The organism is Mycetocola sp. Y444 (assembly GCF_059445295.1).
Window position 1 is genome coordinate 1,143,437 of the sequence record NZ_JCAIUB010000001.1, and the last position, 23,373, is coordinate 1,166,809.

Annotated in this window: 20 protein-coding genes; 6 read left to right on the plus strand and 14 right to left on the minus strand. The window is 65.1% G+C overall.

What is annotated here, in order from left to right; translation table 11 throughout:
* Positions 1–395: 395 nt before the first annotated feature.
* Positions 396–779, minus strand: coding sequence for an SCO2097 family morphological protein (locus tag AC1C2M_RS05465; protein WP_495433899.1), 384 nt, complete (start codon positions 777–779; stop codon positions 396–398).
* Between the two features lie 80 nt (positions 780–859).
* Here AC1C2M_RS05465 and AC1C2M_RS05470 point away from each other — a divergent pair, with 80 nt between their 5' ends.
* Positions 860–1,966, plus strand: coding sequence for a polyprenyl synthetase family protein (locus AC1C2M_RS05470; protein WP_495433898.1), 1,107 nt, complete (start codon positions 860–862; stop codon positions 1,964–1,966).
* 25 nt (positions 1,967–1,991) lie between these two features.
* Here the strand turns inward: AC1C2M_RS05470 and AC1C2M_RS05475 are convergent, their stop codons facing one another.
* Complete coding sequence (locus AC1C2M_RS05475) at positions 1,992–2,324, minus strand: Rv2175c family DNA-binding protein (RefSeq protein ID WP_483404957.1); 333 nt, start codon at positions 2,322–2,324, stop codon at positions 1,992–1,994.
* Positions 2,325–2,482: 158 nt separating this feature from the next.
* Between AC1C2M_RS05475 and AC1C2M_RS05480 the strand changes: the two genes are divergently transcribed.
* On the plus strand, positions 2,483–3,598 hold the full coding sequence (locus tag AC1C2M_RS05480; protein WP_483404004.1) for a LysM peptidoglycan-binding domain-containing protein: 1,116 nt from the start codon (positions 2,483–2,485) through the stop codon (positions 3,596–3,598).
* 109 nt (positions 3,599–3,707) lie between these two features.
* Positions 3,708–5,642 carry a Stk1 family PASTA domain-containing Ser/Thr kinase gene (gene pknB / locus AC1C2M_RS05485; RefSeq protein WP_483404003.1) on the plus strand — a complete coding sequence of 645 codons (1,935 nt, stop codon included), beginning with the start codon at positions 3,708–3,710 and terminating at the stop codon, positions 5,640–5,642.
* A 100-nt stretch (positions 5,643–5,742) separates the two neighbouring features.
* Here the strand turns inward: pknB and AC1C2M_RS05490 are convergent, their stop codons facing one another.
* The 3 genes from AC1C2M_RS05490 to AC1C2M_RS05500 form a co-directional block, all read right to left on the minus strand.
* Positions 5,743–7,068, minus strand: coding sequence for a class II 3-deoxy-7-phosphoheptulonate synthase (locus AC1C2M_RS05490; protein WP_483404956.1), 1,326 nt, complete (start codon positions 7,066–7,068; stop codon positions 5,743–5,745).
* A 102-nt stretch (positions 7,069–7,170) separates the two neighbouring features.
* Complete coding sequence (locus AC1C2M_RS05495) at positions 7,171–7,860, minus strand: lysophospholipid acyltransferase family protein (RefSeq protein ID WP_108390864.1); 690 nt, start codon at positions 7,858–7,860, stop codon at positions 7,171–7,173.
* Positions 7,861–7,877: 17 nt separating this feature from the next.
* Complete coding sequence (locus AC1C2M_RS05500) at positions 7,878–8,837, minus strand: ROK family glucokinase (RefSeq protein ID WP_483404002.1); 960 nt, start codon at positions 8,835–8,837, stop codon at positions 7,878–7,880.
* A gap of 173 nt (positions 8,838–9,010) precedes the next feature.
* Between AC1C2M_RS05500 and AC1C2M_RS05505 the strand changes: the two genes are divergently transcribed.
* On the plus strand, positions 9,011–10,834 hold the full coding sequence (locus tag AC1C2M_RS05505) for an AMP-dependent synthetase/ligase (RefSeq protein ID WP_483404001.1): 1,824 nt from the start codon (positions 9,011–9,013) through the stop codon (positions 10,832–10,834).
* Positions 10,835–10,959: 125 nt separating this feature from the next.
* Here the strand turns inward: AC1C2M_RS05505 and def are convergent, their stop codons facing one another.
* The 3 genes from def to AC1C2M_RS05520 form a co-directional block, all read right to left on the minus strand.
* The gene (gene def / locus AC1C2M_RS05510; protein WP_483404000.1) at positions 10,960–11,451 is read right to left on the minus strand and encodes a peptide deformylase; all 492 of its coding nucleotides are present in this window, start codon (positions 11,449–11,451) and stop codon (positions 10,960–10,962) included.
* Positions 11,448–12,836: a MinD/ParA family ATP-binding protein gene (locus AC1C2M_RS05515; RefSeq protein ID WP_483403999.1), complete on the minus strand. Its 1,389-nt coding sequence runs from the start codon at positions 12,834–12,836 to the stop codon at positions 11,448–11,450. The genes def and AC1C2M_RS05515 overlap by 4 nt, the downstream gene beginning before the upstream one ends.
* Before the next feature lie 73 nt (positions 12,837–12,909).
* Positions 12,910–16,317: a pyruvate carboxylase gene (locus AC1C2M_RS05520; RefSeq protein WP_483403998.1), complete on the minus strand. Its 3,408-nt coding sequence runs from the start codon at positions 16,315–16,317 to the stop codon at positions 12,910–12,912.
* Positions 16,318–16,392: 75 nt separating this feature from the next.
* On the opposite strand from AC1C2M_RS05520, the gene AC1C2M_RS05525 reads away from it, so the two are divergent.
* The gene (locus tag AC1C2M_RS05525; RefSeq protein WP_108390858.1) at positions 16,393–17,211 is read left to right on the plus strand and encodes a ParA family protein; all 819 of its coding nucleotides are present in this window, start codon (positions 16,393–16,395) and stop codon (positions 17,209–17,211) included.
* A gap of 461 nt (positions 17,212–17,672) precedes the next feature.
* Here AC1C2M_RS05525 and AC1C2M_RS05530 read toward each other — a convergent pair whose 3' ends face one another.
* The 4 genes from AC1C2M_RS05530 to AC1C2M_RS05545 all read right to left on the minus strand — a co-directional run bounded on the left by AC1C2M_RS05530 (position 17,673) and on the right by AC1C2M_RS05545 (position 20,263).
* Positions 17,673–18,218 (minus strand): MerR family transcriptional regulator, encoded by a 546-nt coding sequence (locus AC1C2M_RS05530; RefSeq protein ID WP_108390857.1) that lies wholly within the window; start codon positions 18,216–18,218, stop codon positions 17,673–17,675.
* Between the two features lie 148 nt (positions 18,219–18,366).
* On the minus strand, positions 18,367–19,107 hold the full coding sequence (gene ftsR, locus AC1C2M_RS05535) for a transcriptional regulator FtsR (RefSeq protein WP_483403997.1): 741 nt from the start codon (positions 19,105–19,107) through the stop codon (positions 18,367–18,369).
* 3 nt (positions 19,108–19,110) lie between these two features.
* Complete coding sequence (locus AC1C2M_RS05540; RefSeq protein ID WP_483403996.1) at positions 19,111–19,524, minus strand: FHA domain-containing protein; 414 nt, start codon at positions 19,522–19,524, stop codon at positions 19,111–19,113.
* Positions 19,525–19,630: 106 nt separating this feature from the next.
* Positions 19,631–20,263: a CDP-alcohol phosphatidyltransferase family protein gene (locus AC1C2M_RS05545; protein ID WP_495435486.1), complete on the minus strand. Its 633-nt coding sequence runs from the start codon at positions 20,261–20,263 to the stop codon at positions 19,631–19,633.
* 490 nt (positions 20,264–20,753) lie between these two features.
* Between AC1C2M_RS05545 and AC1C2M_RS05550 the strand changes: the two genes are divergently transcribed.
* Positions 20,754–21,254 carry an SGNH/GDSL hydrolase family protein gene (locus AC1C2M_RS05550; RefSeq protein WP_495435487.1) on the plus strand — a complete coding sequence of 167 codons (501 nt, stop codon included), beginning with the start codon at positions 20,754–20,756 and terminating at the stop codon, positions 21,252–21,254.
* Between the two features lie 11 nt (positions 21,255–21,265).
* Here the strand turns inward: AC1C2M_RS05550 and AC1C2M_RS05555 are convergent, their stop codons facing one another.
* Complete coding sequence (locus AC1C2M_RS05555) at positions 21,266–21,991, minus strand: methyltransferase domain-containing protein (protein WP_495435488.1); 726 nt, start codon at positions 21,989–21,991, stop codon at positions 21,266–21,268.
* The gene (locus tag AC1C2M_RS05560) at positions 21,988–23,190 is read right to left on the minus strand and encodes a type III polyketide synthase (protein WP_495435489.1); all 1,203 of its coding nucleotides are present in this window, start codon (positions 23,188–23,190) and stop codon (positions 21,988–21,990) included. The genes AC1C2M_RS05555 and AC1C2M_RS05560 overlap by 4 nt, the downstream gene beginning before the upstream one ends.
* Positions 23,191–23,373 lie beyond the last annotated feature (183 nt).

Genomic DNA, 23,373 nt, shown 5'->3' on the forward strand with positions numbered 1-23,373 from the left:
CCGGCCAAGCATCAGGTTGGCTCCACTTTACTCCACTTTGCACCACATTTGTCGGAAATGGTGCTCTATTCGGGTTTTTTCTCGCAAACCGACCTGAATTTGCAACGAACGCTGAGGTGGAGGGAAATGGAGTCAAATCCGGCGCTACGCCCGCATGATGAGCGCCACTGGCGGATGTCTTCCGCAGGGAACCGCGAATGACAGCACGATGAGCGCGGCCGTCGGTGGAGGGTGGAGCGCAGTGGAGGACGCGGTGGAGGACGCGGTGGAGCAGCGAAAATGGGCACGAAAAAAGGGCCGACCAGATGGTCGGCCCTTAGCGTGGGTGGGACTCTCGTCCGCTCAGGTGCAGGCTCTCAGCGCAGCCTGAGTTTTCGTCTCAGTACTCGTCTCAGTCAGTTTTCGTCCTGGCGCTTGTCCCAGCGATTGTTCATTCGATCCATGAACGATGCGGATGCCGCAGACTGTGAGCGTTTGCCCGATGCGGGGAACGCGGAGTGAGGCTCTGACCCGGCATCGCCCTTGCCTGGGGCGATAGCAAACATCACGCCGGCGAGCATGGCGGCGAATCCGATGATGCCGACGACGGGCTGCTGCAGGATCACGCCGGCGATGAGCGCTCCAGCACCGACGATCGTGATTACACAGCCGATCGCTATGTTGCGATAGCTCGGGCGGCCCTTACGGTTTCCGACGGTCGATACGAAATCAGCGTCGTTCCTGTAGAGGTTGCGCTCCATCTCATCGAGAAGCCGTTGCTCCTGTTCAGACAGTGGCATGATGTTCCCCTCCAACTTCGGGTGCGACGCAGGTTCATCCCTGTCGATTCTAGCCTTGCGCGGATGGCTAGGCTAGCTGTGTGAATGAAACCGCCAACCTGAACGACCTTGTCCAGTCTCGGATCGGTGAGTTCATTTCATCGCGGGAGTCAATTCTCGCCCAGGTCGGGTCAGGACTCGATCCCTTTGCCTCCTTTTCTAGGGAATTTCTCAGCGGTGGGAAGCGGTTCCGGGCCCGCTTTTGCTACTGGGGCTGGCAAAGCGTTGCGGATTCGTCCGACGGCGATGACAACGACGGTCGTGCGTCGGTTGCTGACGTGGTTTCGGCCGCGAGTGCGCTCGAGATTTTCCATGCCGCCGCGCTGATCCACGACGACATCATCGACAACTCCGACACCAGGAGGGGCGCGCCGAGCGCCCACCGTCGCTTCGAGCAACTGCACAGGGACGGTGCGTGGGCCGGGGACGGTGCAGAGTACGGTCGGGCGGCAGCGACGCTCCTCGGCGATTTGCTTCTCGGCTGGAGCGATGAACTCCTCGATGAAGCGCTGGATGGATGCTCGAGGCCCGTTGCCCGGAGTGCCAGGGCGGAGTTCAACAGGATGCGAACCGAGGTCACGGCAGGCCAGTACCTCGACATTCTCGAGGAACGTGCGTGGCGTTCTCACGACGACAGCTCGCAGCTGACCCGCGCACAGCAGGTCCTGATCTATAAGTCCGCGAAGTACAGCATCGAGAGCCCGCTCGCGCTCGGGGGCCTCCTCGCCGGAGCAACGCCAGCGCAGCTTTCATCGCTCAGGGCGTTTGGGTTGCCCCTCGGCGTCGCCTTCCAACTCAGGGATGACCTGCTCGGCGTCTTTGGCGATGCCGCGGTGACGGGCAAGCCAAGCGGTGATGACCTGCGAGAGGGCAAGCGCACAGTACTCATCGCGCGAACCCGCGCGTCGATCCCTGCACCAGCCAGGAACATCCTCGACGAATTGCTCGGCGACCCTGACCTCGACGATTCCCAGATTGCCTCGCTTCAGGCAACCATCCGCGAATCAGGAGCGGTCGAAGAGGTCGAAGCCATGATCGACAGTAATGTGGCTCGTGCCATCGCGGCACTCGACGCTGCGCCACTTTCGGCGACGGCGACCGGCCAGCTCCGTGAACTGGCGGATGCCGTTACCAGGCGCACCTACTGAACGAGCCAGCACGCCGCAGGCAGGCTCAGGCCAGAGCCTGAGCCACTCGACGCACCTCGGCTTTGCGACCGGCGCGCAGCGCATCGATCGGAGCCGCCAGGAGGCTCTCTTCTTCCTCGAGGAGCCACCGCATGGCGTCGTCGTCGCGGAAGCCCGCGTCGGCCAAAACGAAGAGCGTTCCGCGAAGTTCACTCAGCGGCTCGTTGTCGCGAAGGAAATCGGCGGGGACGCTCAGCACTCCGTCGCGCTTGACGGCGAGCAACTGGCGTTCCTCGATCAGCTTACGGATGCGGCTCTGGGTCACCCCGAGCGCTTCGGCGAGGTCGGGAAGGGTCAGCCACTGTCGCTCAGGAAACATGTTCGTCACGGTATGAGTCTGCCACGTCACGTCGATCGATCTCACCCCGGGCCCATGAGTTCACGGTTCACAGCCTTCACATCCGTCACGGTGATTGACTCCCGACACAGATGTATGGGACCGTATGAACCGGATGCCACACGAACGGGGGTCATTCCATGTCGTTGCCACCAGCGCCTCACCTGCTTTCCCAGAATCTGCCCACCATCGATGAGCCCGCTCAACCGGCACCAACCGGGCGCGCTGGTGATTCGCGCGCAGCTGGCCGCCGTCGTGCTCGCAATCTCACCCTGCCGCTCGTCCTGACCGGGTCGCTTGCCGCCAGCATGCAGATCGCCCTTCCCGCTGCCGCTCACTCGCCGATGTCGTCGCCGAAGCCCCGCTCGAGCGTCCCCGCTCCCACTCCCCCGAAAGCCGCACCGGCGCCTCTCGCCGTCCAGGCAGCGCCCGCCACGTACACGGTTGAGTCCGGCGACACCATTTCGGGCATCGCGTCGAAGTTCGGCCTGGCAACGGCATCCGTCCTCGCACTCAACGGCCTCGGCTGGTCGAGCATGATCTTTCCCGGCCAGACACTTCTCCTCACCGGCGCGACAGCGAGCCCGGACGCCGCCCAGCCCGCGCCAGCCCCTCCCACCCAATCCTCATCGACCTACACCGTCGTCTCGGGCGACACGGTGTCCGGTATCGCTTCGGCACACGGCGTGAGCGTTGCCGCGGTGTTCGCCGCCAACGGTCTGAGCTCGGCCAGCATCATCTATCCCGGCCAGGACCTCGCCATTCCCGGCAGCAGCCCAGCGCCGGCGGCACCGACCCCAGCGACCGCCCCGCCCGCACCGGCTGCACCGACCGAAGCCGCCATCACGCCGATGACCGCCGAGATGCGGTCGAACGCCGCGATCATCGTGTCGACCGCCCGCTCGATCGGGGTGAGTGACCACGGAATCGTCATTGCGCTCGTCACTGCGGCGCAGGAATCGAGCCTCCGCAACGTTCAGCACGGCGACCGCGACTCGCTCGGCCTGTTCCAGCAGCGGCCGAGCATGGGCTGGGGCACCGCCGAGCAGGCTCTCGATCCCGTTCGCGCAACCAAGGCGTTCTTCGGGGGGCATGTCAACCCGAACCGCGGGCTCACGACAGGGCTCCTCGACATCGACGGGTGGCAGTCGCTCCCCATCAGCGCCGCCGCCCAGGCCGTGCAGAAGTCTGCCCACCCCGACGCATACGCGAAGTGGGAGACGTCGGCACGCAGCTGGCTCTCCGAGCTCGGTTGATCGCGCCAGCGGGGGCAATACTACGATCGGGTCACGAATTGCCCATGATTAGTGGGCCTTGCGGTGTTTTGTCAGCGCCGCGGGCACGACCCTCCATAGACTTTCGTTCGTGACAACCAGCCAGCAAACCGACCCGATTATCGGCCGTCTCATCGACGACCGGTATGACGTGCGTTCGCGCATCGCCAGGGGCGGCATGGCGACTGTCTACCTCGCCACCGACCTGCGGCTGGAGCGCCGCGTCGCCATCAAGGTCATGCACGGTCACCTGGCCGACGACAGCAACTTCCGCAACCGCTTCGTGCAGGAAGCGCGGAGCGCGGCGAGGCTCGCGGACCCCCACGTGGTGAGTGTGTTCGACCAGGGTCAGGACTCGGACCTCGCGTACCTCGTCATGGAGTACCTGCCGGGGATCACCCTGAGGGAGCTGCTCCGCGACCACGGCAAGCTCACTCCGCGCCAGGTCATCGACATCATGGATGCCGTCACAAGCGGCCTTGCTGCTGCGCACCGCGCCGGCATCATCCACCGGGACGTGAAACCGGAGAATGTCCTCCTCGCCGACGACGGTCGCATCAAGATCAGCGACTTCGGGCTTGCCCGCGCAGCGAGTGCCAACACCGCGACCGGCCAGTCGCTGCTCGGGACAATCGCATACCTCTCCCCCGAACTCGTCACGCGAGGCATCGCCGACGCCAGAAGCGACATCTACGCACTCGGCATCATGATGTACGAAATGCTCACCGGCGAGCAGCCGTACAAGGGCGAACAGCCCATGCAGATCGCCTACCAGCACGCCAACGAGTCGGTGCCGAGGCCGAGCGCCGTGAACCCGGACGTGCCCGATGCTCTCGACGACCTCGTCCTGTGGGCAACGGAGCGTTCCCCCGATCAGCGCCCGAGCGACGCCAGGGAAATGCTCGAACGACTCCGCGAGGTAGAAAAGCAGCTCGGATTCGGTACCGCCGCAAGCACCCAGGCGACGATGGTGATGGCGACACCGCCCGCGAGCGACACCGCAGGCTTTACTCAGGTCCTGACATCACCCTCGATGCGCACGGATCCCGTTGATCCTGCCAACCCTGTGTCAACCCTCAGCGCTGTGACGGCGAAGAGGCGGACAAAGGGTTACTGGATCCTCGGACTCGTCCTCCTCCTCGCCGCGCTCTCCGGCGGCACCGGCTGGTACTTCGCCGCGGGCCCCGGCTCGCACGTCTCGGTGCCATCGGTCGTCAACGAAAGCCCGGAAGACGCAACCCGGATCCTCACCGACCTGGGCCTCACGGTCACGCAGGGCGAGGAATACAGTTTCGACGTGCCCGCCGGTCTCGTGTCGAGCACCGACCCCGGTGACGGCGCCCTCGTCGACAAGGGCTCGAGCGTCACGGTCAACGTATCGCTGGGCCGCGCGCCCGTTACTGTTCCTGCACTCGCCGGAATGCCCCTGGCCGATGCCGAAGCGTTCCTCACCGACAACCGCCTCACCCTGGGAAGCATCGACCAGCAATTCAACGACGACGTGCCCGATGGCGTCGTTCTCGCTGCGACGGATGCCGCGTCAGGAGCCGATGTGTCCGGCGGCGGCGAGATTCTCCAGGGTGAGACGATCAACCTCGCCGTCTCACTCGGCGGGATCCCTTCGGTTGGCGGCATGAGCCCGGACGAAGCGAGGAGCGCCCTCACCGCGCGCGGACTCGTCGTCTCCGACAAGAGCAGGGAAGAATTCAGCGACGACGTCGCCAAGGGCGTCGTCATCAGGGCTGAGCTTCCCGATGGCATCATCCGTGCCACGGACACGGTTACCCTCGTCGTGTCGAAGGGCGAAGACCTCGTCACCGTTCCCGACGTCGTCGGGAAGGTCCTCGCCGAGGCAAAGGCCGAACTCGAGGACCTTGGATTCACGGTCAAGGTCATCAGCGACGTGGCCGAGACGAACTGGGGATTCCCGCTCGTCACCGTCGACCAGTCGGATCCCGCCGGCGGAACGGCGATCAAGCGCGGGGCGACGGTCACGCTGACCTCGTACCTCTTCGAAGCGCCCTAACCGGCGGCGCGGTGAACGCGCCAGTCGGTATGCACGAAACCCGTACGCACGAAACCCCCTGGCCGCTGGCCAGGGGGTTTCGTGTTGGGGCGTGCTGAAGCTACTTCGCGAGCTCTTCGGCGACGAGGAAGGCGAGCTCGAGGGATTGCATGTGGTTGAGCCTCGGGTCGCAGAGCGACTCGTACCGTGTTGCCAGCGCCGCTTCGTCGAGCTGCTCAGAACCGCCGAGGCACTCGGTGACATCGTCGCCCGTGAGTTCGACGTGGATTCCGCCGGGGTGAGTCCCCGCCTGGCGGTGCGCCTCGAAGAATCCCTTCACCTCGTCAACGACGTCGTCGAACCGACGCGTCTTGTACCCGTTCGGCGTGGTGATTCCGTTGCCGTGCATCGGATCGGTGACCCACAGCGGGTTGGCATCCGTCGCCTTGATCGCCTCGAGCAGCGGAGGAAGCGCGTCACGGATCTTGCCAGCGCCCATCCGCGTGATGAACGTCAGGCGACCGGGCTCACGATTCGGGTCGAGCTTGTCGATGAGCTTCTGCATGGTTTCAGGAGTCGTCGTCGGGCCGAGCTTGACGCCGATCGGGTTGCGAACCCGCGAGAGGAAGTCGACGTGCGCCCCGTCGAGGTCACGCGTGCGCTCCCCGATCCAGAGGAAGTGGGATGAGGTGTTGTACGGCATCCCCGTGCGGGAGTCGATCCGGGTCATGGGGCGCTCGTAGTCCATGAGCAGGCCCTCGTGGCCCGTGTAGAACTCGACGCGCTTGAGCTCGTCGAAGTCGGCGCCGGCGGCTTCCATGAACCTGATGGCCTTGTCGATGTCATGAGCGAGCTGTTCGTAGCGGTGGTTCGCCGGGTTGGACGCGAAGCCCTTGTTCCAGCTGTGCACCTCACGAAGGTCGGCGAACCCGCCCTGCGTGAACGCACGAATGAGGTTGAGGGTCGACGCCGCCGTGTGGTATCCCTCGACGAGCCTGGCCGGGTCTGCACGGCGGGATTCGGGCGTGAAGTCGTAGCCATTGACGATATCGCCACGGTAGGCGGGAAGAGTCACGTCGCCGCGGGTCTCGGTGTCGCTCGAACGCGGCTTCGCGAACTGGCCGGCCATGCGGCCCATCTTGATGACGGGCATCGACGCGCCGTACGTGAGAACGACGGCCATTTGCAGGATCGTCTTCACCCGGTTGCGGATCTGGTCGGCCGTTGCTCCGGCGAAGGTCTCGGCGCAGTCACCACCCTGAAGGAGGAAAGCATCACCGGATGCCGCGCGAGCGAGCCGCTCGCGGAGGATGTCCACTTCACCGGCAAATACGAGCGGGGGGAACGAGGCGATCTGCGCTGACGCGCGCGCAACGGCATCCGCGTCAGGCCACGACGGCTGTTGCTTGATCGGCAGTTCACGCCAATAGTCCAGACCGGAAATCACAGAGTCATCTGCCACTACCACCGGATCGATTGGATCTGCCACGGAACGTCCTGTTCTGAATGAGGAATGCCCGTTTCGAATGCGAACGGGCCAAGTTCCAGACTAGCGCGATTCGATTGCGCCCTTGTCCTTCACGCTCGTTGCATACACGTCGACGTACTCCTGCAGGCTGAGGCGCTGCAGCTCGTACATCAGCTCGTCGGTGATGGAACGAAGGATGAACCTGTCGCCCTCCATGCCCTCGAACCGGCTGAAGTCGAGCGGCTTGCCGATGATGATACCGATGCGACGGATGCGCGGAAGCGTGGTTCCGATGGGCATCATCTTCTCGGTGTCGATCATGGCGACGGGGATGATGGGTACCCCGGCTTCAAGGACCATGCGGGCAACGCCTGTGCGGCCGCGATACATCTTTCCGTTGGGGCTGCGGGTTCCCTCCGGGTAGATGCCCAGGAGGTCACCTCCCCCGAGAATCCGGAGCCCTGTGTTGAGGGATGCCTCTGAGGCTTTGCCGCCTGACCTGTCGATCGGCAGCATCCCCGTCGCTGTCATGAACATCCGGGTCGCCCAGCCCTTGGGGCCCTTGCCCGTGAAGTATTCACTCTTCGCGAGAAACGAGATCCGGCGATCGAGATAGAGCGGGAGGAAGACGGAATCGATCACCGAGAGGTGATTGGAAGCGAGGATGGCTCCCCCGGTCTTCGGCACGTTCTCCTGCCCGATCACCCACGGGCGAAAGATGGATTTCAGGATGGGGCCAGCCACCATGTGCTTCATGAACCAGTAGAACATCGTCGTCCCAGTATCCTCTACAGCTCGATCGGTGCGGTGCGCCTTGCGGCGACACGCGCAAGATCGGCTGCTCCGACAACACCGGCGTTGTTCACGAGCTCGGCGATCCTGAACTCGGGCTCAGGGTGGTATCCCCTCGCGGGAAGGTGCTCGAGGTACGACGCACGGATGGGCTCGAGAAGCAGGTCTCCGGCCTGGGCCACCCCGCCGCCGATGACGAACAGCTGCGGGTCGAGAACCGCGCCGAGGCTCGCGCACCCCTGCCCGAGCCAGGTACCGAGCTGTCGGAGCGCTGCGTTGGCACCGCCGTCACCTGCGACGATCAGCTCAGAGATGTCGTGCCCGGTGAGCGTGCCGGCCTCGGCACGCCGGTCGGCGAGGATCTGCCCGATTCCACCGGCGTCGGCGAGTTCGTTGGCGAAGCGGAGAAGCGCCCGACCTGAACCGTATTGCTCCAGGCAACCGTGCTGGCCGCATCCGCACGGATAACCGTCGGGGATGAGCCGCATGTGTCCAAGCTCTGCGCCGGCGCCGAAGCCCCCGCGGAAGAGCCTGTCATCGGTCACGATGGCCCCGCCGACCCCCGTGCCGATAGTCAGCATCACCATGTCGCTGAACAGGCGGCCGGCTCCGTACCGGAATTCGGCCCAGCCCGCGGCGTTCGCATCGTTGTCGATGACGATCGGGAGGTCGAGCCGCGCCGAGAGGCGAGCCTGGAACGGCTCGTTGCGCCAGCTGATGTTTGGCGCGTAGTACACGGTGGACTGAGCAGCGTCGATGAAGCCTGCGGCGGCGACGCCGACTCCGTCGATGTTCCTGCCGGCCGCGAGAACGCTCACCATCGCGACAACGGCATCCTCGATCAGTTCCGTGGTCGCAGGCGTCGGCACACGCGTTTCGCTCACGATCTCACCGTCTTCATCGACGAGCGCACCGGCGATCTTCGTTCCACCGATATCGATACCGATTGCGTGCACGCGGAAGCCTCCAGTAGGGATGGGGTCGAGACCCGACAAAAGCGACAAGGGCAGACCGCGTCGGTACGTCCATGTTAACGATTCGGCCCAACCGCCGCCATCTGACCGGCGCTGGGGGCCCCACACCCCTAGAGTAGACGTACCCTGCCCCTCTAGGTACCGAAGGAGATACCTTGGAACAGTTCGATGTACCAGCAGTTGTCGCCGCCGACCCGAACGCGAACACAACGGATCTGCTGGTCGAGCGCGTGAAGCTTACGCCGACAGCCCCCCTCTTTGCCCTCCCCGTCAATGGCGGGTGGAAAGACGTCAGCGGAGAAGAATTCCTCCGGCAGGTCGTCGCCCTTGCCAAAGGCCTCGTCGCCGCAGGAATCGAGCCTGGCGACAAGATCGGGCTCATGTGCAAGACGAGTTACGAGTGGACGCTCATCGACTTCGCCACCTGGTTCACCGGCGCCATCCTGGTGCCGATTTACGAGACGAGCTCGCCAAGTCAGGTCCAGTGGAACATGGAGGACTCAGGGGCAATCGCCGTCATCGTGGAGACCGCTGACAACTTCGCGCGCTTCGACGAGGTCCACGCAGACCTTCCCCTGGTGCGGAACGTCTGGCAGATCGCGCTCGGCGACCTCGGCAAACTCGCTGCGTCAGGCACCGACGTCACCGACGCTGAAATCGAGCGACGCCGCTCGCTCGCCGTCGGCTCCGACATCGCGACCCTGATCTACACGTCGGGGTCGACAGGCAAGCCCAAGGGCTGTGTCATTACCCATTCCAACTTCGTCGAACTCTCCCGAAACTCCGCGGTCGCACTGCACGAAGTGGTCGATGGAAAGAACGGGTCGTCGACGCTCCTCTTCATCACGCTCGCTCACATCTTCGCTCGCTTCATTTCGGTGCTGAACGTGCACGCCGGTGTGAAGACCGGCCACCAGCCAGACACCAAGCAACTGCTCCCCTCGCTTGGATCCTTCAAGCCGACCTATCTGCTCGCGGTTCCGCGGGTCTTCGAGAAGGTGTACAACTCGGCCGAGCAGAAGGCTGAAGCGGGCGGCAAGGGCAAAATCTTCCGTGCCGCGGCCGACGTCGCCGTCGACTACTCGAAAGCGCAGCAGGCCGGAAAGGTCCCGTTCGCCCTCAAGGCGAAATATCTCGTCTTCGACAAGCTCGTCTACAACAAACTGCGCACCGCTATGGGCGGCAATGTTGAGTATGCGGTGTCAGGCTCAGCACCGCTTGGCTCTCGCCTCGGTCACTTCTTCCACAGCCTCGGAATCGAAATCCTCGAGGGCTACGGGCTGACCGAGACCACCGCGCCCGCGACAGTCGGCAGGCCGGGCAAGACCCCCATCGGTACCGTCGGACCGCCGATGCCCGGCGTGTCCATCCGTACACTCGACGACGGTGAGATCGAGGTAAAGGGCCTCAACGTCTTCAAGGAGTACTGGAAGAACCCCGAGGCGACGGCTGAGGCCTTCAATGACGGCTGGTTCCGCACCGGAGACCTTGGCTCGTTCGACGCGGACGGCAACCTCACCATTACCGGACGCAAGAAAGAGATCATCGTTACCGCCGCGGGCAAGAACGTCGCACCCGCTGCCCTCGAAGACCCGATCAGGTCCAACCCGGTCGTCGGCCAGGTGGTCGTCGTCGGCGACCAGCGGCCGTTCATCTCGGCGCTCATCACTCTTGACTCGGAGATGATCGGGACCTGGCTCGGCAACAACGGTGAGGATGCCGGTCTCTCCCTGGCTCACGCCGCGAAGAACCCCGCGGTGCTGGCTGAGATCCAGCGCGCGATCGACCTCGCGAACACGCGAGTCTCTCGCGCCGAATCGATCAGGAAGTTCGTTGTGCTCGCAAGCGAGTTCACCGAGGCGAGCGGCCACCTGACACCGAAACTGAGCATCAAGCGCCACGTGATCCTCAAGGATTTTGCCGGCGACATCGACGGAATCTACGCGAACGCACCGACGCAGGGCATGTCGCTCAAGTAGCTGCCGGTCGACGGCGCTCCTCGGGAGAACAAGAACACCCGTTCCGGACAATCCGGAACGGGTGTTCTGCGTTCGATGCAACCGGGCTCAGCCGCGAGCAGGCTGAACGACGCTGGGAGAGCGGGTTAGAACCAGCTGCTCTCCCTGACCTCTTTCATGGCGGCCCGCCGGTGTTCCTTGCCGAGCCGGTCAAGGTAGAGCATGCCGTCGAGGTGATCGGTCTCGTGCTGGAGCGCCTGCGCGAGCACCCCTGTCCCTGACACATCTACCTCGTTGCCGTCGAGGTCAATTCCTGTCACCCGTGCGAACGGGTACCTGGGCGTCGGATACCAGAGGCCGGGTACCGAAAGGCATCCCTCGTCGACAAGTTCGACCTCTCCCCGCGTCTCGACGAGCACAGGGTTGATGATGTACCCGATGTCACCGTCGACGTTGTAGCTGAATGCCCTCAGGTTGACGCCGATCTGGCTTGCAGCCACACCCGCTCGCCCCGGAGGCCGCACGCTATCGAGCAGGTCTTCGACGAGGCTCCGTGCCCTGTCATCGATCACGTCGATGGGCTCGGAAGGGGTTTTGAGGACGGGGTCTCCGAAGAGCCGGATCTGTCGTTCTGTCACTGGGGCCTTTCACTCTGGGTTGAACGGGAAATGATGGGTCGCGTTGTCGGCATTCCTTCGACCACGAGTGCTGCGAGCGTGCGTGCAGCATGCCTCGTCACGGGTTTGAGGTCCTTGAAGGAGATCGCCGAGCCCGCCGCGAGCTGGGGGTCATACGGAATCCGGACGATCTCGCGCACTCTCGACTTGAAGTGGCTCTCGATCTCGCCGAGGTTGACCATGTGGGAGCCCTGGGTTGCGGTGTTCAGCGCCACTATGGCGTTCGCCACGAGACTCTCGAAGCCGTTCTGTTCGAGCCAGCTGAGGGTTTCCGACGCGAGCCGCGCCTCATCGACGCTCGATCCGGAAACGATGACGATGGCATCCGCCCGCCGCAGTGTTGCCGACATGACCGAGTGCACGATGCCTGTACCGCAGTCGGTCAGTACGAGCGAGTAGTACCGCGAAGCAAGGTCGGCGACGGTGTCGTAGTCGTCGGCGTTGAATGCGTCGGACAGGTGCGGATCCGTGTCGGATGCGAGGACGTCGAGGCGGGTCTCGTCGCGGGCGACCATCGTCGAGAACTCGGTGTAGCCCCTGATCGCGTCAGCCTCGCGCACCACGTCCCTCACCGTGCGATCGGTGTGCTGGGCGATCCGCTCAGCCAGGGTGCCCCTGTCGGGGTTGGCGTCGATGGCGATGATCCTGTCGTCGCGGGCGTCCGCGAGGGCCATCCCGAGCAGCGCGGTGACCGTCGTTTTACCGACCCCGCCCTTCCTGGTCAGCACGGGGACGAACCTGGCTTCCCCGACAAAGCGTTTGCGGATGCGTTCGTCAAGTTCCTTGCGAGCGGTTGCCTTGGCGGAGTCGCCGAGGTGAACGCGCTTGCCCGTCGCATCGAACAGGAGTTTCTGCCAGAAACCATCCGGTGGGGTCCTCGACCCGCGCGCGCCGTCGAGGAGTCGTTCGCTCGTCAGGAGCGCAGCGGTCTCGGGAGCACCCGGTCCGAAGCGTCTGGCGCGTACCGGCTCCTCGTTGGCGATCGGTGTCGTTACCGGGACCGCGACCGAACTCGTCTCGACGTCACCTGACTCGAGTGAGTCGGGCTGCACCGCAACGTCGTCGATGGCGACGGCCTGTTCGTCTTCCGGGATGTCATGGATCGGCGCAGCGGGCAGTTGCACGGATACCGTCGCTCGCGGTGATGCATCGATGTCGATCGACGCGGTGTTAATCGAGGCGGTGTCAATCGAAGCCGCGTCGATCGAGCTGTTGCCGGGTGAGGCGGAGTCAAACGACTCCGCCTCACCCTCGGCGGGAGACAACGCTGGTCCGGTGGCAGCATCCGAGACGGACCTGCGACCGGAGTGGCGAGCGTTCCCTCCTGTGGCTTGAGTGGGTGCCATGGGAGCTACCCCCTTCGTTCGGGTTCAGCCTCCCAGTGTAGGCGGCACCCCACTGTCGGCGGTCAACAGTCGCCTACGCCCTGGGCGTGATCACGATGATGAGGTCTCCCGCTTCCACCTGCTGGGTCGTCGAAATGGCCACCCGCTCTACTGTGCCGCTGACCGCCGCGGTGATCGCCGCTTCCATCTTCATGGCCTCGATCGACGCAACAGCCTGGCCGGCCTCAACGACATCGCCCTCGGCCGCCTTCACCGTGACGACGCCGGAGAACGGCGCTGCGACCTGTCCCGGCTTCGACGTGTCGGCCTTTTCGATGGGCTTCGACTCAACCTTGATGCTCGTGTCCCGCACGAACACGGGGCGGAGCTGACCATTGAGAGTGGTCATGACCGTACGCATGCCCTTGTCGTCTGGCTCACCGATCGCTTCGAGACCGGCGTACAGGCGCACGCCCTTGTCGATCTCGATGACGTGCTCCTGGCCCTGGTCGAGGCCGTAGAGGTAGTCGATGGTGTCGACAACAGAGAGGTCGCCGAACAACTCACGCGTTTGCAGGAACGTCTGGGTCGGGGCGGGGAACAGCAACCGGTTGAGGGCGGCGCGCCGTTCGTCAGACGTGCCGTCAAGCTGGGCCTGGTCATCGGCGCTGAGCGGGGACACCTCGATGTTGATGTTCTTCCCGGCAAGGACCTTGCTGCGGAACGGCTCGGGCCAGCCACCGGGAAGGTCACCGAGTTCACCTGCCATGAAGCCGACGACCGAGTCAGGGACGTCGTACTTGTCGGGGTTCTGGGCGAAGTCGTCCGGGTCAGCCTTCACCGCGGCGAGGTAGAGCGCGAGGTCACCGACGACCTTCGACGACGGCGTGACCTTGGGCACGCGGCCGAGGATCCGGTCGGCGGCGGCGTACATGTCCTCGATCAGCTCGAAGTGATCGGCGAGGCCGAGCGCGATTGCCTGCTGGCGCAGGTTCGACAGCTGGCCGCCGGGGATCTCGTGGGTGTAGACGCGACCGGTCGGGCCGGCGAGGCCTGATTCGAACGGCTTGTAGATGTGCCGAACCGATTCCCAGTACGGCTCGAGGTCGGTGACGGCCTTGAGCGAAATTCCCGTGTCACGTTCCGTGTGCGCGAGAGCGGCGACGAGTGCGGATGCCGACGGCTGGCTGGTGGTCCCCGCCATCGGAGCGCTCGCAACGTCGACGGCATCCGCACCAGCTTCGCTCGCAGCGAGGAGCGTGGCGAGCTGGCCACCGGCGGTGTCGTGGGTGTGGACGTGCACCGGAAGGTCGAACCGCTCACGGAACGCCGACACCAGCTTCGCGGCAGCGGCCGGGCGCAGGAGCCCCGCCATGTCCTTGATCGCGAGCACGTGCGCTCCCGCTGCGACGATGTCGTCGGCGAGGCGCAGGTAGTAGTCGAGGGTGTACAGGTCCTCGGCCGGGTCGAGCAGGTCGCCGGTGTAGCAGACGGCCACCTCAGCGACGGTCGTCCCCGTGGCGAGCACGGCGTCGATGGCAGGCCGCATCTGGCTGACGTCGTTGAGGGCATCGAAGATGCGGAAGATGTCGACGCCGCTGTCCGCGGCCTCGCGCACGAAGGCATCCGTCACCGCTGTCGGGTACGGGGTGTAGCCGACGGTGTTGCGCCCGCGCAGGAGCATCTGGATGGCCACGTTCGGCAGCGCCTCGCGGAGGCTCGACAGCCGCTCCCACGGGTCCTCGCCGAGGAACCGGAGAGCGACGTCGTAGGTGGCACCGCCCCAGGCCTCGACCGAGAGGAGTTCGGGGGTGAGCCGTGCGACGTACGGGGCGGCGGCGAGCAGATCGCGGGTGCGGACCCGGGTCGCGAGGAGGGACTGGTGGGCGTCGCGGAACGTCGTCTCGGTGACGGCGAGTGCCTTCTGTTCACGAAGGGCGGTGGCGAAGCCCTGCGGGCCGAGCTCGAGCAGGCGCTGGCGCGAACCGGCGGGCGCCGGAACGCTGAGGTCGATGTCGGGAAGCTTCTCGGCCGGGTGCAGGTTGGTGGGGCGCGGACCGTTCGGCTGGTTCACCGTGACGTCGGCGAGCCAGTTCATGATCTTGGTGCCGCGGTCCTTGGAGACCCGGCCACGCACCAGCTCGGGGCGCTCGTCGATGAACGACGTGCTGAGGTCACCGGCGACGAACTGCGGGTCCTCGAGCACGGCCTGCAGGAACGAGATGTTGGTGGACACACCGCGGATGCGGAACTCGGCAAGGCCTCGCTTGGCACGCGCGACGGCGGCGGGGAAATCCCGGCCGCGGCAGGTCATCTTCGCGAGCATCGAGTCGAAGTGCGGGCTGATCTGGGCGCCGGGGTTGATGGTTCCGCCATCGAGGCGGACACCGCCACCGCCGGGCGACCGGTAGGTGGTGATCTTTCCGGTGTCGGGACGGAAGCCCTGGGCCGGGTCCTCGGTGGTGATGCGGCACTGCAGAGCGGCTCCGTGCATCTGGATGGAATCCTGGCTCAGGCCGAGGTCAGCGAGGGACTCCCCCGCCGCGATACGGATCTGTGACTGGACGAGGTCGACGTCGGTGATCTCTTCCGTCACCGTGTGCTCGACCTGGATGCGCGGGTTCATCTCGATGAAGACGTGCTTGCCCTTGCGCTCCCCCGCGGTGTCCAGGAGGAACTCGACGGTGCCCGCGTTGACGTAACCGATCGAACGGGCAAAAGCTATGGCGTCACTGTAGAGCGACTGGCGCAGTTCGTCGCTGATGTTCGGTGCAGGCGCGATCTCCACGACCTTCTGGTTCCGGCGCTGCACAGAGCAGTCGCGCTCGAAGAGATGAACCGTGTCGCCGGTGGCATCCGCGAGGATCTGAACCTCAATGTGACGGGGGCGGATGACGGCCTGCTCGAGGAACATCGTCGGGTCACCGAATGCGCTGTCTGCCTCACGCATGGCCTCGGCGAGGGCAGGGGCAAGTTCTTCCTTGGTTGCGACCTTGCGCATACCGCGCCCACCGCCGCCGGCGACCGCCTTGGCGAAGAGGGGGAATCCGACCTCGTCTGCGCCGGCGAGGAGTACGTCGATGTCGCGTGAGGCGGGAGTCGAGGCGAGGACCGGCACGCCGGCCGCAATCGCGTGCTCCTTCGCGGTGACCTTGTTTCCGGCCATTTCGAGCACGTCTGAGGTAGGCCCGATGAACGTGATGCCGTTGGCGGCAGCCTGCTCGGCGAGGTCAGGGTTCTCCGAGAGGAACCCGTACCCGGGGTAGATGGCGTCGGCGCCGGACTCGAGGGCGACCCGGATGATCTCGGAGACATCGAGGTACGCGCGGACGGGATGACCTGGTTCGCCGATCTGATATGCCTCATCGGCTTTGAGCCTGTGCATGGAGTTCCGGTCCTCGAACGGGAACACGGCAACAGTCTTCGCTCCGAGCTCATAAGCAGCCCGGAAGGCGCGGATCGCGATTTCGCCTCGGTTGGCGACGAGAATTTTTTTGAACATGCAGACCTCTCTGGCAGCACAGCGCACAGGGAACAGTTAGGTTCTGCCAGCTTAGTGAAGGTAACGTATCTACTTGTGCACGTACTCAGCGTCTCGAGCCTCAAGGGAGGCGTCGGGAAAACTACAGTCAGCCTTGGCCTGGCCTCCGCGGCCTTTGCGAAGGGCGTCCGAACGCTCGTTGTGGACCTCGATCCACAATCGGATGTCTCCACCGGCATGGATATCGACCTGACAGGTCGATTGAACGTTGCCGATGTTCTCGCGTCTCCGAAAGAGAAAACAGTCCGCCAGGCCATCTCGCCAAGCGGTTGGACGAAGACCCACCCCGGCACGATCGACGTCCTCATCGGAAGTCCGTCCGCCATCAACTTTGACGGCCCTCACCCGTCGATCCGCGACATCTGGAAGCTCGAAGAGGCGCTCGCGCACGTCGAGGACGACTACGACCTCGTCCTCATCGACTGCGCACCGTCACTGAATGCTCTGACCCGCACGGCCTGGGCGGCGAGCGACCGTGTCGTCGTCGTCACCGAGCCCGGTCTGTTCTCCGTCGCGGCAGCCGACCGTGCACTCCGCGCGATCGAGGAGATCCGTCGCGGCCTGAGCCCGAGGCTCCAGCCGCTCGGCATCGTGGTGAACCGCGTACGTTCGCAGTCACTCGAGCACCAGTTCCGGATCAAGGAACTCCGCGACATGTTCGGACCGCTCGTCCTCAGCCCGCAGCTGCCGGAGCGCACCTCGCTTCAGCAGGCGCAGGGCGCGGCGAAGCCCCTCCACATCTGGCCGGGCGACAGCGCGCAGGAGATGGCGAACAACTTCGACCTCCTCCTGGACCGCGTGCTCCGGACCGGTCGTGTCGGCGAATACGCCGACCCCGCGAAGGCCGCGCGCTAACCACACTCTGGCGAGTTCACCCGACGCGGACGACATCACTCGTTCTGCGGGTGAGCTCACCCGCAGTGAGTGAACCCGGGCCAGTCGCCCACCGTCGGCGTATTCGCACGCCCGGTGTGGCGAAAGCATCAGTTGCGGTCGAGCGCATCCCGCGGAACCGACGTTCTCGACCGGAAGTGATGCTCTCGCCGAGACGGCATGAGCACACCACACCCGCGAGTTCACCCGACGCGGACGACATCACTCGTTCCGCCGGGTGACCTCGACCGCAGCGAGTGAACTCGGCTGGCGCCCACCATCGGCGTGTTCGCACGCCCGGTGTGGCGAAAGCATCAGTTGCGGTCGAGCGCATCCCGCGTACCTGATGCTCTCGACCGGAAGTGATGCTCCCGTGCGGGGACACAGCGCGCGAGACCGGTTCAGGCCGTACGCGCGGGGCGCACAGAGCGCGCGGCGCCGGCTCAGGCCGTACGCGCGGCGCGGCGAAGGGCGAGTTCGTCCATCGGGTCAGCAGCCTGGCTGTCGAACTCGATGAGGGTGCTCTCCACCTCGCGCAGTACCTTGCCGACGGCGATGCCGAAGACGCCCTGGCCACGGCTGACGAGGTCGATTACCTCGTCGTTCGACGTGCACAGGTAGACGCTGGCCCCGTCGCTCATGAGGGTCGTCTGGGCAAGATCGTTGATGCCGGACTCGCGGAGCTGGTTGACCGCTGTGCGGATCTGCTGGAGCGAGATCCCGGTGTCGAGAAGTCGCTTGACCAGTTTGAGAACGAGGATGTCGCGGAAGCCGTAGAGGCGCTGCGAGCCGGATCCGGCTGCCCCGCGGACCGTGGGCTCGACGAGGCCGGTACGTGCCCAGTAGTCGAGCTGGCGGTAGCTGATTCCAGCGGCACGGGCGGCAACGGCGCCGCGGTAGCCGGACTGGTCATCGAGGTCGGGCATTCCATCGGTGAAGAGAAGTCCGAGATCGTACCGAGCATTCTCGTTGGCGGTATTCTCGCTCATCCGTGTGTGCTCCTGTCGAAAAAGGCTGCGGTGTGTACCGCGTTGTCCACGCTACAGAGCCGGGCCGTTCTGATCAACGACATCCGCTCACCAGGTCCGGCGTGTCGAGAGGCCGTGATCATTCTGTGACCCTGGACGCCGGCGAAAGTCACGAGGTAAGCCTGCCGAGCGCCGACCGGACGAGGCTCGCCCTGATCACATCGAGCCTGCCGGCGATCTCGCCTGACAACTCTGCGGCACGAGCCCTGCTCGCCGCATCGTCGCGCCTCGAGATGGGCAGGAGCGCGCTCTCGATGAGGCTGACCTCGCGTTCGGCCGTCGCGCGGTAGCCGCGCAGGTGCCTCGGCTCGATCCCGGACCGCTTGAGGGCGACGAGTGAGCGCACAACCTCGAGCGTGTCGTCCGTGTAGCTCTCGGATGGTGTGATCAGCGACGCCGAGATGGCCTCGTTGAAGAGGGCGGCTGTCGCGCCGGTCTCCTTGATGATCTCGTCACGCCGGTAACGCCGGCCGGGAGGAATGATCGTCGATACGGTCCCGGTCGCGCCCGGCAGGGCTGGTGAGCGCCCTGCATCGAGGTCGGCGAGGTAGCCGCGGATGACTTTCAGCGGTAAGTAGTGATCGCGCTGCATCGACAGGATGACGCGCACACGTTCGACATCCGCCGGAGAGAACTTGCGGTACCCGGACTGGGTACGGCTCGGCGACACGAGCCCCTGCTCCTCGAGAAACCTGAGCTTCGAGTTGCTGAGGTCGGGGAAATCGTTGGCCAGTCGAGCGAGAACCTGACCGATGCTGAGAAGCGCAGTCGAGGATTGTTCCTGGCGCCCGCGCCCGGCCTCGGGGTGTCCCTGCTCAGCTCCCTGCCGCCTGGCTGCCTGAGCCGACATGCGCTAGGCGCCCGCGGTGGAGTTCAGGTCTTCACGCGACGCGTAAAAGGTCAGGCGGAATTTTCCGATCTGAACCTCAGCGCCATCGCTCAACAGGGCGCTGTCGATGCGCACACCGTCGAAATAGGTACCGTTGAGCGAGTTGAGGTCGCGAACCTCGAAGGCGACGCCGTGCCGAAGGAACTCGGCGTGCCGCCTCGACACCGTGACGTCGTCAAGGAAAATATCGGCGTTGGGATGCCGGCCAGCGGTCGTGACGTCGGCGTCAAGCAGAAACCGTGCACCGGTGTTCGGACCGCGACGAGCAATGAGCAATGCAGAACCAGACGGAAGCGCCGCGATGGCTTCCCGCTCGTCTGCGCTGACGTCGGCCTCGAGAGCCTGGAGCGCAGCACCAAGATCGCGACTGAAACTCATGGTCGAGTCATCTGCGGCCTGACCTGAACCGCCCTGGGCGGCAGGCTGGCGCAGAAATGCCCCTGTTGCGGGGTTCTGCTCATCGGGTAGTTGCACCGTGAACCTCCTAGGTTTCCAGCGTATCGGATGCGGAGTCGGTCTGTGCCGACCCGCGTGGCTTTCGGTTCACTCTTCTTACCCTGATGGTGTCGACCAGATAGAGAATCCCGGCCCACCAGTAAAGCACGGCACCGACCACCGCGAAGAACATCCCTAACGGCTGAACCCAGTCGTGCACGTCCGGAATGGCCGCAGCGAGCATGAGCAACGGAAGGCCAAGGAACAGGGATGCTGTCGCGCACTTCCCTACCCAGTTGACCGGGAACGCTCCGTGTCCGATGCGGGCGAGGAAGATGCCGATCGCCAGGAGCATGATGTCCCTGGCGACGATGACCGCGACGAGCCACCAGGGAATCAGCTCACGCCACGCGAGACCGAGCAGAGCGGCAAGGATGTACAGCCGGTCTGCGGCGGGGTCGAGCAACTGGCCGAGACGCGACACCTGATTGAGCCGACGGGCGAGGAACCCGTCAAGAAAATCGGTGAACCCGGACACGGCGAGTACGACGAGTGCCCAGATGTCCTGGCCTTCGACCAGCAGGACGAGGAACACAGGAACAAGTGCGAGCCGGAGGAAGCTCAGCAAATTGGGGAGCGTCAGGATTCGATCGCTCACCCCGAAGTTGCCTTCTGTGCTCACCCCGCCAGCCTAGACGACACGGGGTGCCCTCCGGCACTGGCATGCCGGGCTGCACCGCAGAGTGCGCGACAGGATGCGACCCCGATATGGGGAGCCCACCGGTGGGCACTCTGCCGTAACCTGTACCCATGAAGCGGGCAGCGGAAGCGGGCGGAGATACACACCGCGCATCGGGGCTGCGCACTCGTCTTCTGAAGGTCGCCGTTCCCGCCGCGCTGGCCGCAGTGCTCGCTGCCACGTTCTTCACCGTGACACCCCGCCCCGTCGCTGCCCCCGCGGCCGGAAGCGAAGCGGGTGGCGGCAACATTGCCGGCGCCGCCACGCTGTCCCTTGCGTCGTTCGCCGATGCCTGGGCCAGGATCGACGAACGGGAGCGGACGTTCGTGGCCCAGGTCATCGGTGACTCCACGGGAAACGCGGAGGGCGAATGGGTCGACGTCGCGTTCCGTGAACTCTCGGTCCAGCTCGACCGGCCGCTTGTGCAGCATCCGTGGGACGTATTGTCGAACTCGTATCTCGCGCCGATCACCTCCAACGCCGAGCGTCGAATGCTCCCCTCGTTGTGTGGAACGGCTCTGCCAGCGGAAAGACCGCCGCGTACTCCCTCACTCACATCGACGCCCTCGTGCCAACCGAACCAGACCTCGTCATCCTCAACCACGGGCTCAATAACGTACTCGAGCCTGCCCAGGTCGGAGAACAGTTCACCTCGTTGATCGCCGGGATCGAACAACGGTGGCCCGCACGGATCGGCTACGCCGCCCTGCTCGAGAACCCGCGACTGGATCAGTACGCCGCAGCCCACGACGAGGTCATCGGACACGTCGCAAGCTGGCTTGCCGAGCACCAGGCGGTCCGCCCGATCGACGTGCACTCGGCGTACCTCGAGTCGGGTGATGTTGCATCGTTGCTGCTTCCCGATCTCCTCCACCCTGCGCCCAGCGGGTCAGTGCTGACCGCCGGAACGGTCATCGCAGCTCTCACCCGCTGACGCTGGCAGACTCACGCCGCCGTGATTGACCCGGGGTCGAACACAGCCAGCACACGCCAGAACGGCTGTGACCGTGCCAGCCACCTGGGCGGGAGTACCGAATCGAGCTCGGTCGCGAGGTAGCTGCGGCGGATGGAGATCAGCCCGTCATCGCGGACGAATGACCGGTGAAAGAAGAGTCCGGTGATGACGGAATACAGCACGTAGCCCAGTCGCGTCCTCCGGATGTCGCTGTGGATGGCGATGACCGATGCCAGCCTCTCGGAATCAGCGAGCACCGCCCCGAGCTCGCGCGCAGAGAGGTGGTGGATGACGTGGTTCGAGATGACGAAGTCGAATTTCGCTCCCTCATCGACGAGGTCAGCGCTCGAGGCACGTCGGTAACGGATGCCGTCGGTGGCTGGCAGGCTTTCGACGTACGCCGCCGCGCGCGGGTCCGGGTCGATCGCCGTGATGTCGAGGCTCAGGCCGTCACGCCGCGCCATGCGAGCGAGGGCTCGCACGACGTCGCCTCCCCCTGTGCCGATGTCGAGGAGTGTGTGGCTCGGTCCGGTGAATCGTGGTTTGAGTTCCGTGAGGTAGGTGAGGTGCCAGCCGGCGACGACAGGGTTGACGATGCGGAAGTGCTCATAGGTCCGGAGCAGGGTCGGCAAGTCGCAGTTCGGGTCGTCCATCCACTCGACGGCCTCGGCGTCCCTGAACCGCAACCAGCTGGATAACCCGGTGAGCACGCTCACTGGGTGACCCGGGTGAACAACCCGGTTTCGACGGTGAGCCCCGGCCCGAATGCCATGCCGCACACGCGTTCGCCGTTTCCGCCGCCACCATCGCCAGCGTCGCCAGCATCGCCAGCATCGCCAGCATCGCCAGCATCGCCAGAGTCGCCGCCAGCGCCAGCGCCGTCGAGGATGTCCCTGAGCACGAAGAGCACCGTACCGCTCGACATGTTGCCGTAGTCACGCAGAACCCGCCTCGACGGCGCGAGTTGCGCGACGCTGAGTCCGAGATTGGACTCGACCTTGTCGAGGATGCTGCGGCCGCCCGGGTGGATCGCCCAGTGGGTGATGGTGCCGGCCGGGTCGTCCGCCAGTTGCGGCTCGTTCGCGAACAGCGGTTCGAGCGCTGGCCGGATGTAGGTGTCGATGATCCGGGGTACCGCGGCGCTCAACACCATGTCAAAGCCTGTATCGCCGATCGTCCAGGCCATGTCGTCCTCGCCGATCGGGGTGAGTTCACTCGCCAGCTTGTCGACGGCCAGGCTGATCGAGCCGGCAGGGCCGGGTCGGCCGGTGACAATCGCCGCTGCCGCGCCGTCGGCGAAGACGCTCGATGCGACGATCTGGTCGGGGTCGTTGGACGATCGCACGTGGATCGTGCACACCTCGCAGCAGACCACGAGGACGACGGCGTCGGGATCGGACTCGCAGAATGCCGCGGCTGCCCTGAGCGCGGCGAAGGCGCCGTAGCAGCCCATGAAACCGATGTGCAGGCGCTGGGTCGTCGACGCAAGGCCGAGTGACCTGACGACACGGTAATCAGGTCCTGGTGCGAAGAAGCCCGTGCACGACACAGTGACGACGTGCGTCACGTCGCTCGCGTCGATGTCCGCGCACGCATCGAGTGCGCGCTGCGCCGCCTCGACGAACAACCGGCCCGCGGCATCGATGTAGACCTCGTTGCGTGTTCGGGTCGACGGCGACAGCAGAGTGCCACTCGCCCGGTCATAGAACACCGGGTCGCCGGCCACCGGGGCCTCGCCCAGGTCCTCGATGACTGTTTGCCTCGTCGAAATACCCGAACCGTCGAAGGACGCCCGCACAAGGCGTTCGCCGAGCCTCGTGAGCCCGTCCTGCCCGGAAAAGATATCCCGCGCGACCGTCTGGTCCAGGCTCGTCGGGGGGACGGCGGTCTGGATGGTTCGCACATGGGTAGGCATATTCACACTCTAAACACAGCGCACACCTTTGCCCCGCCGGTTGCATTCGGCCCTCAACAGCACAGAGAATGTGCGACGCTTTCGCGCCGCCTGTCTGATCCGCCGGGAATTCGCAAGGGCTTGAGTCGCCAGGCCGTCCCGCCATAACCTGTTGCAACCAGACCGGCCGAGCCGACGCCGGGC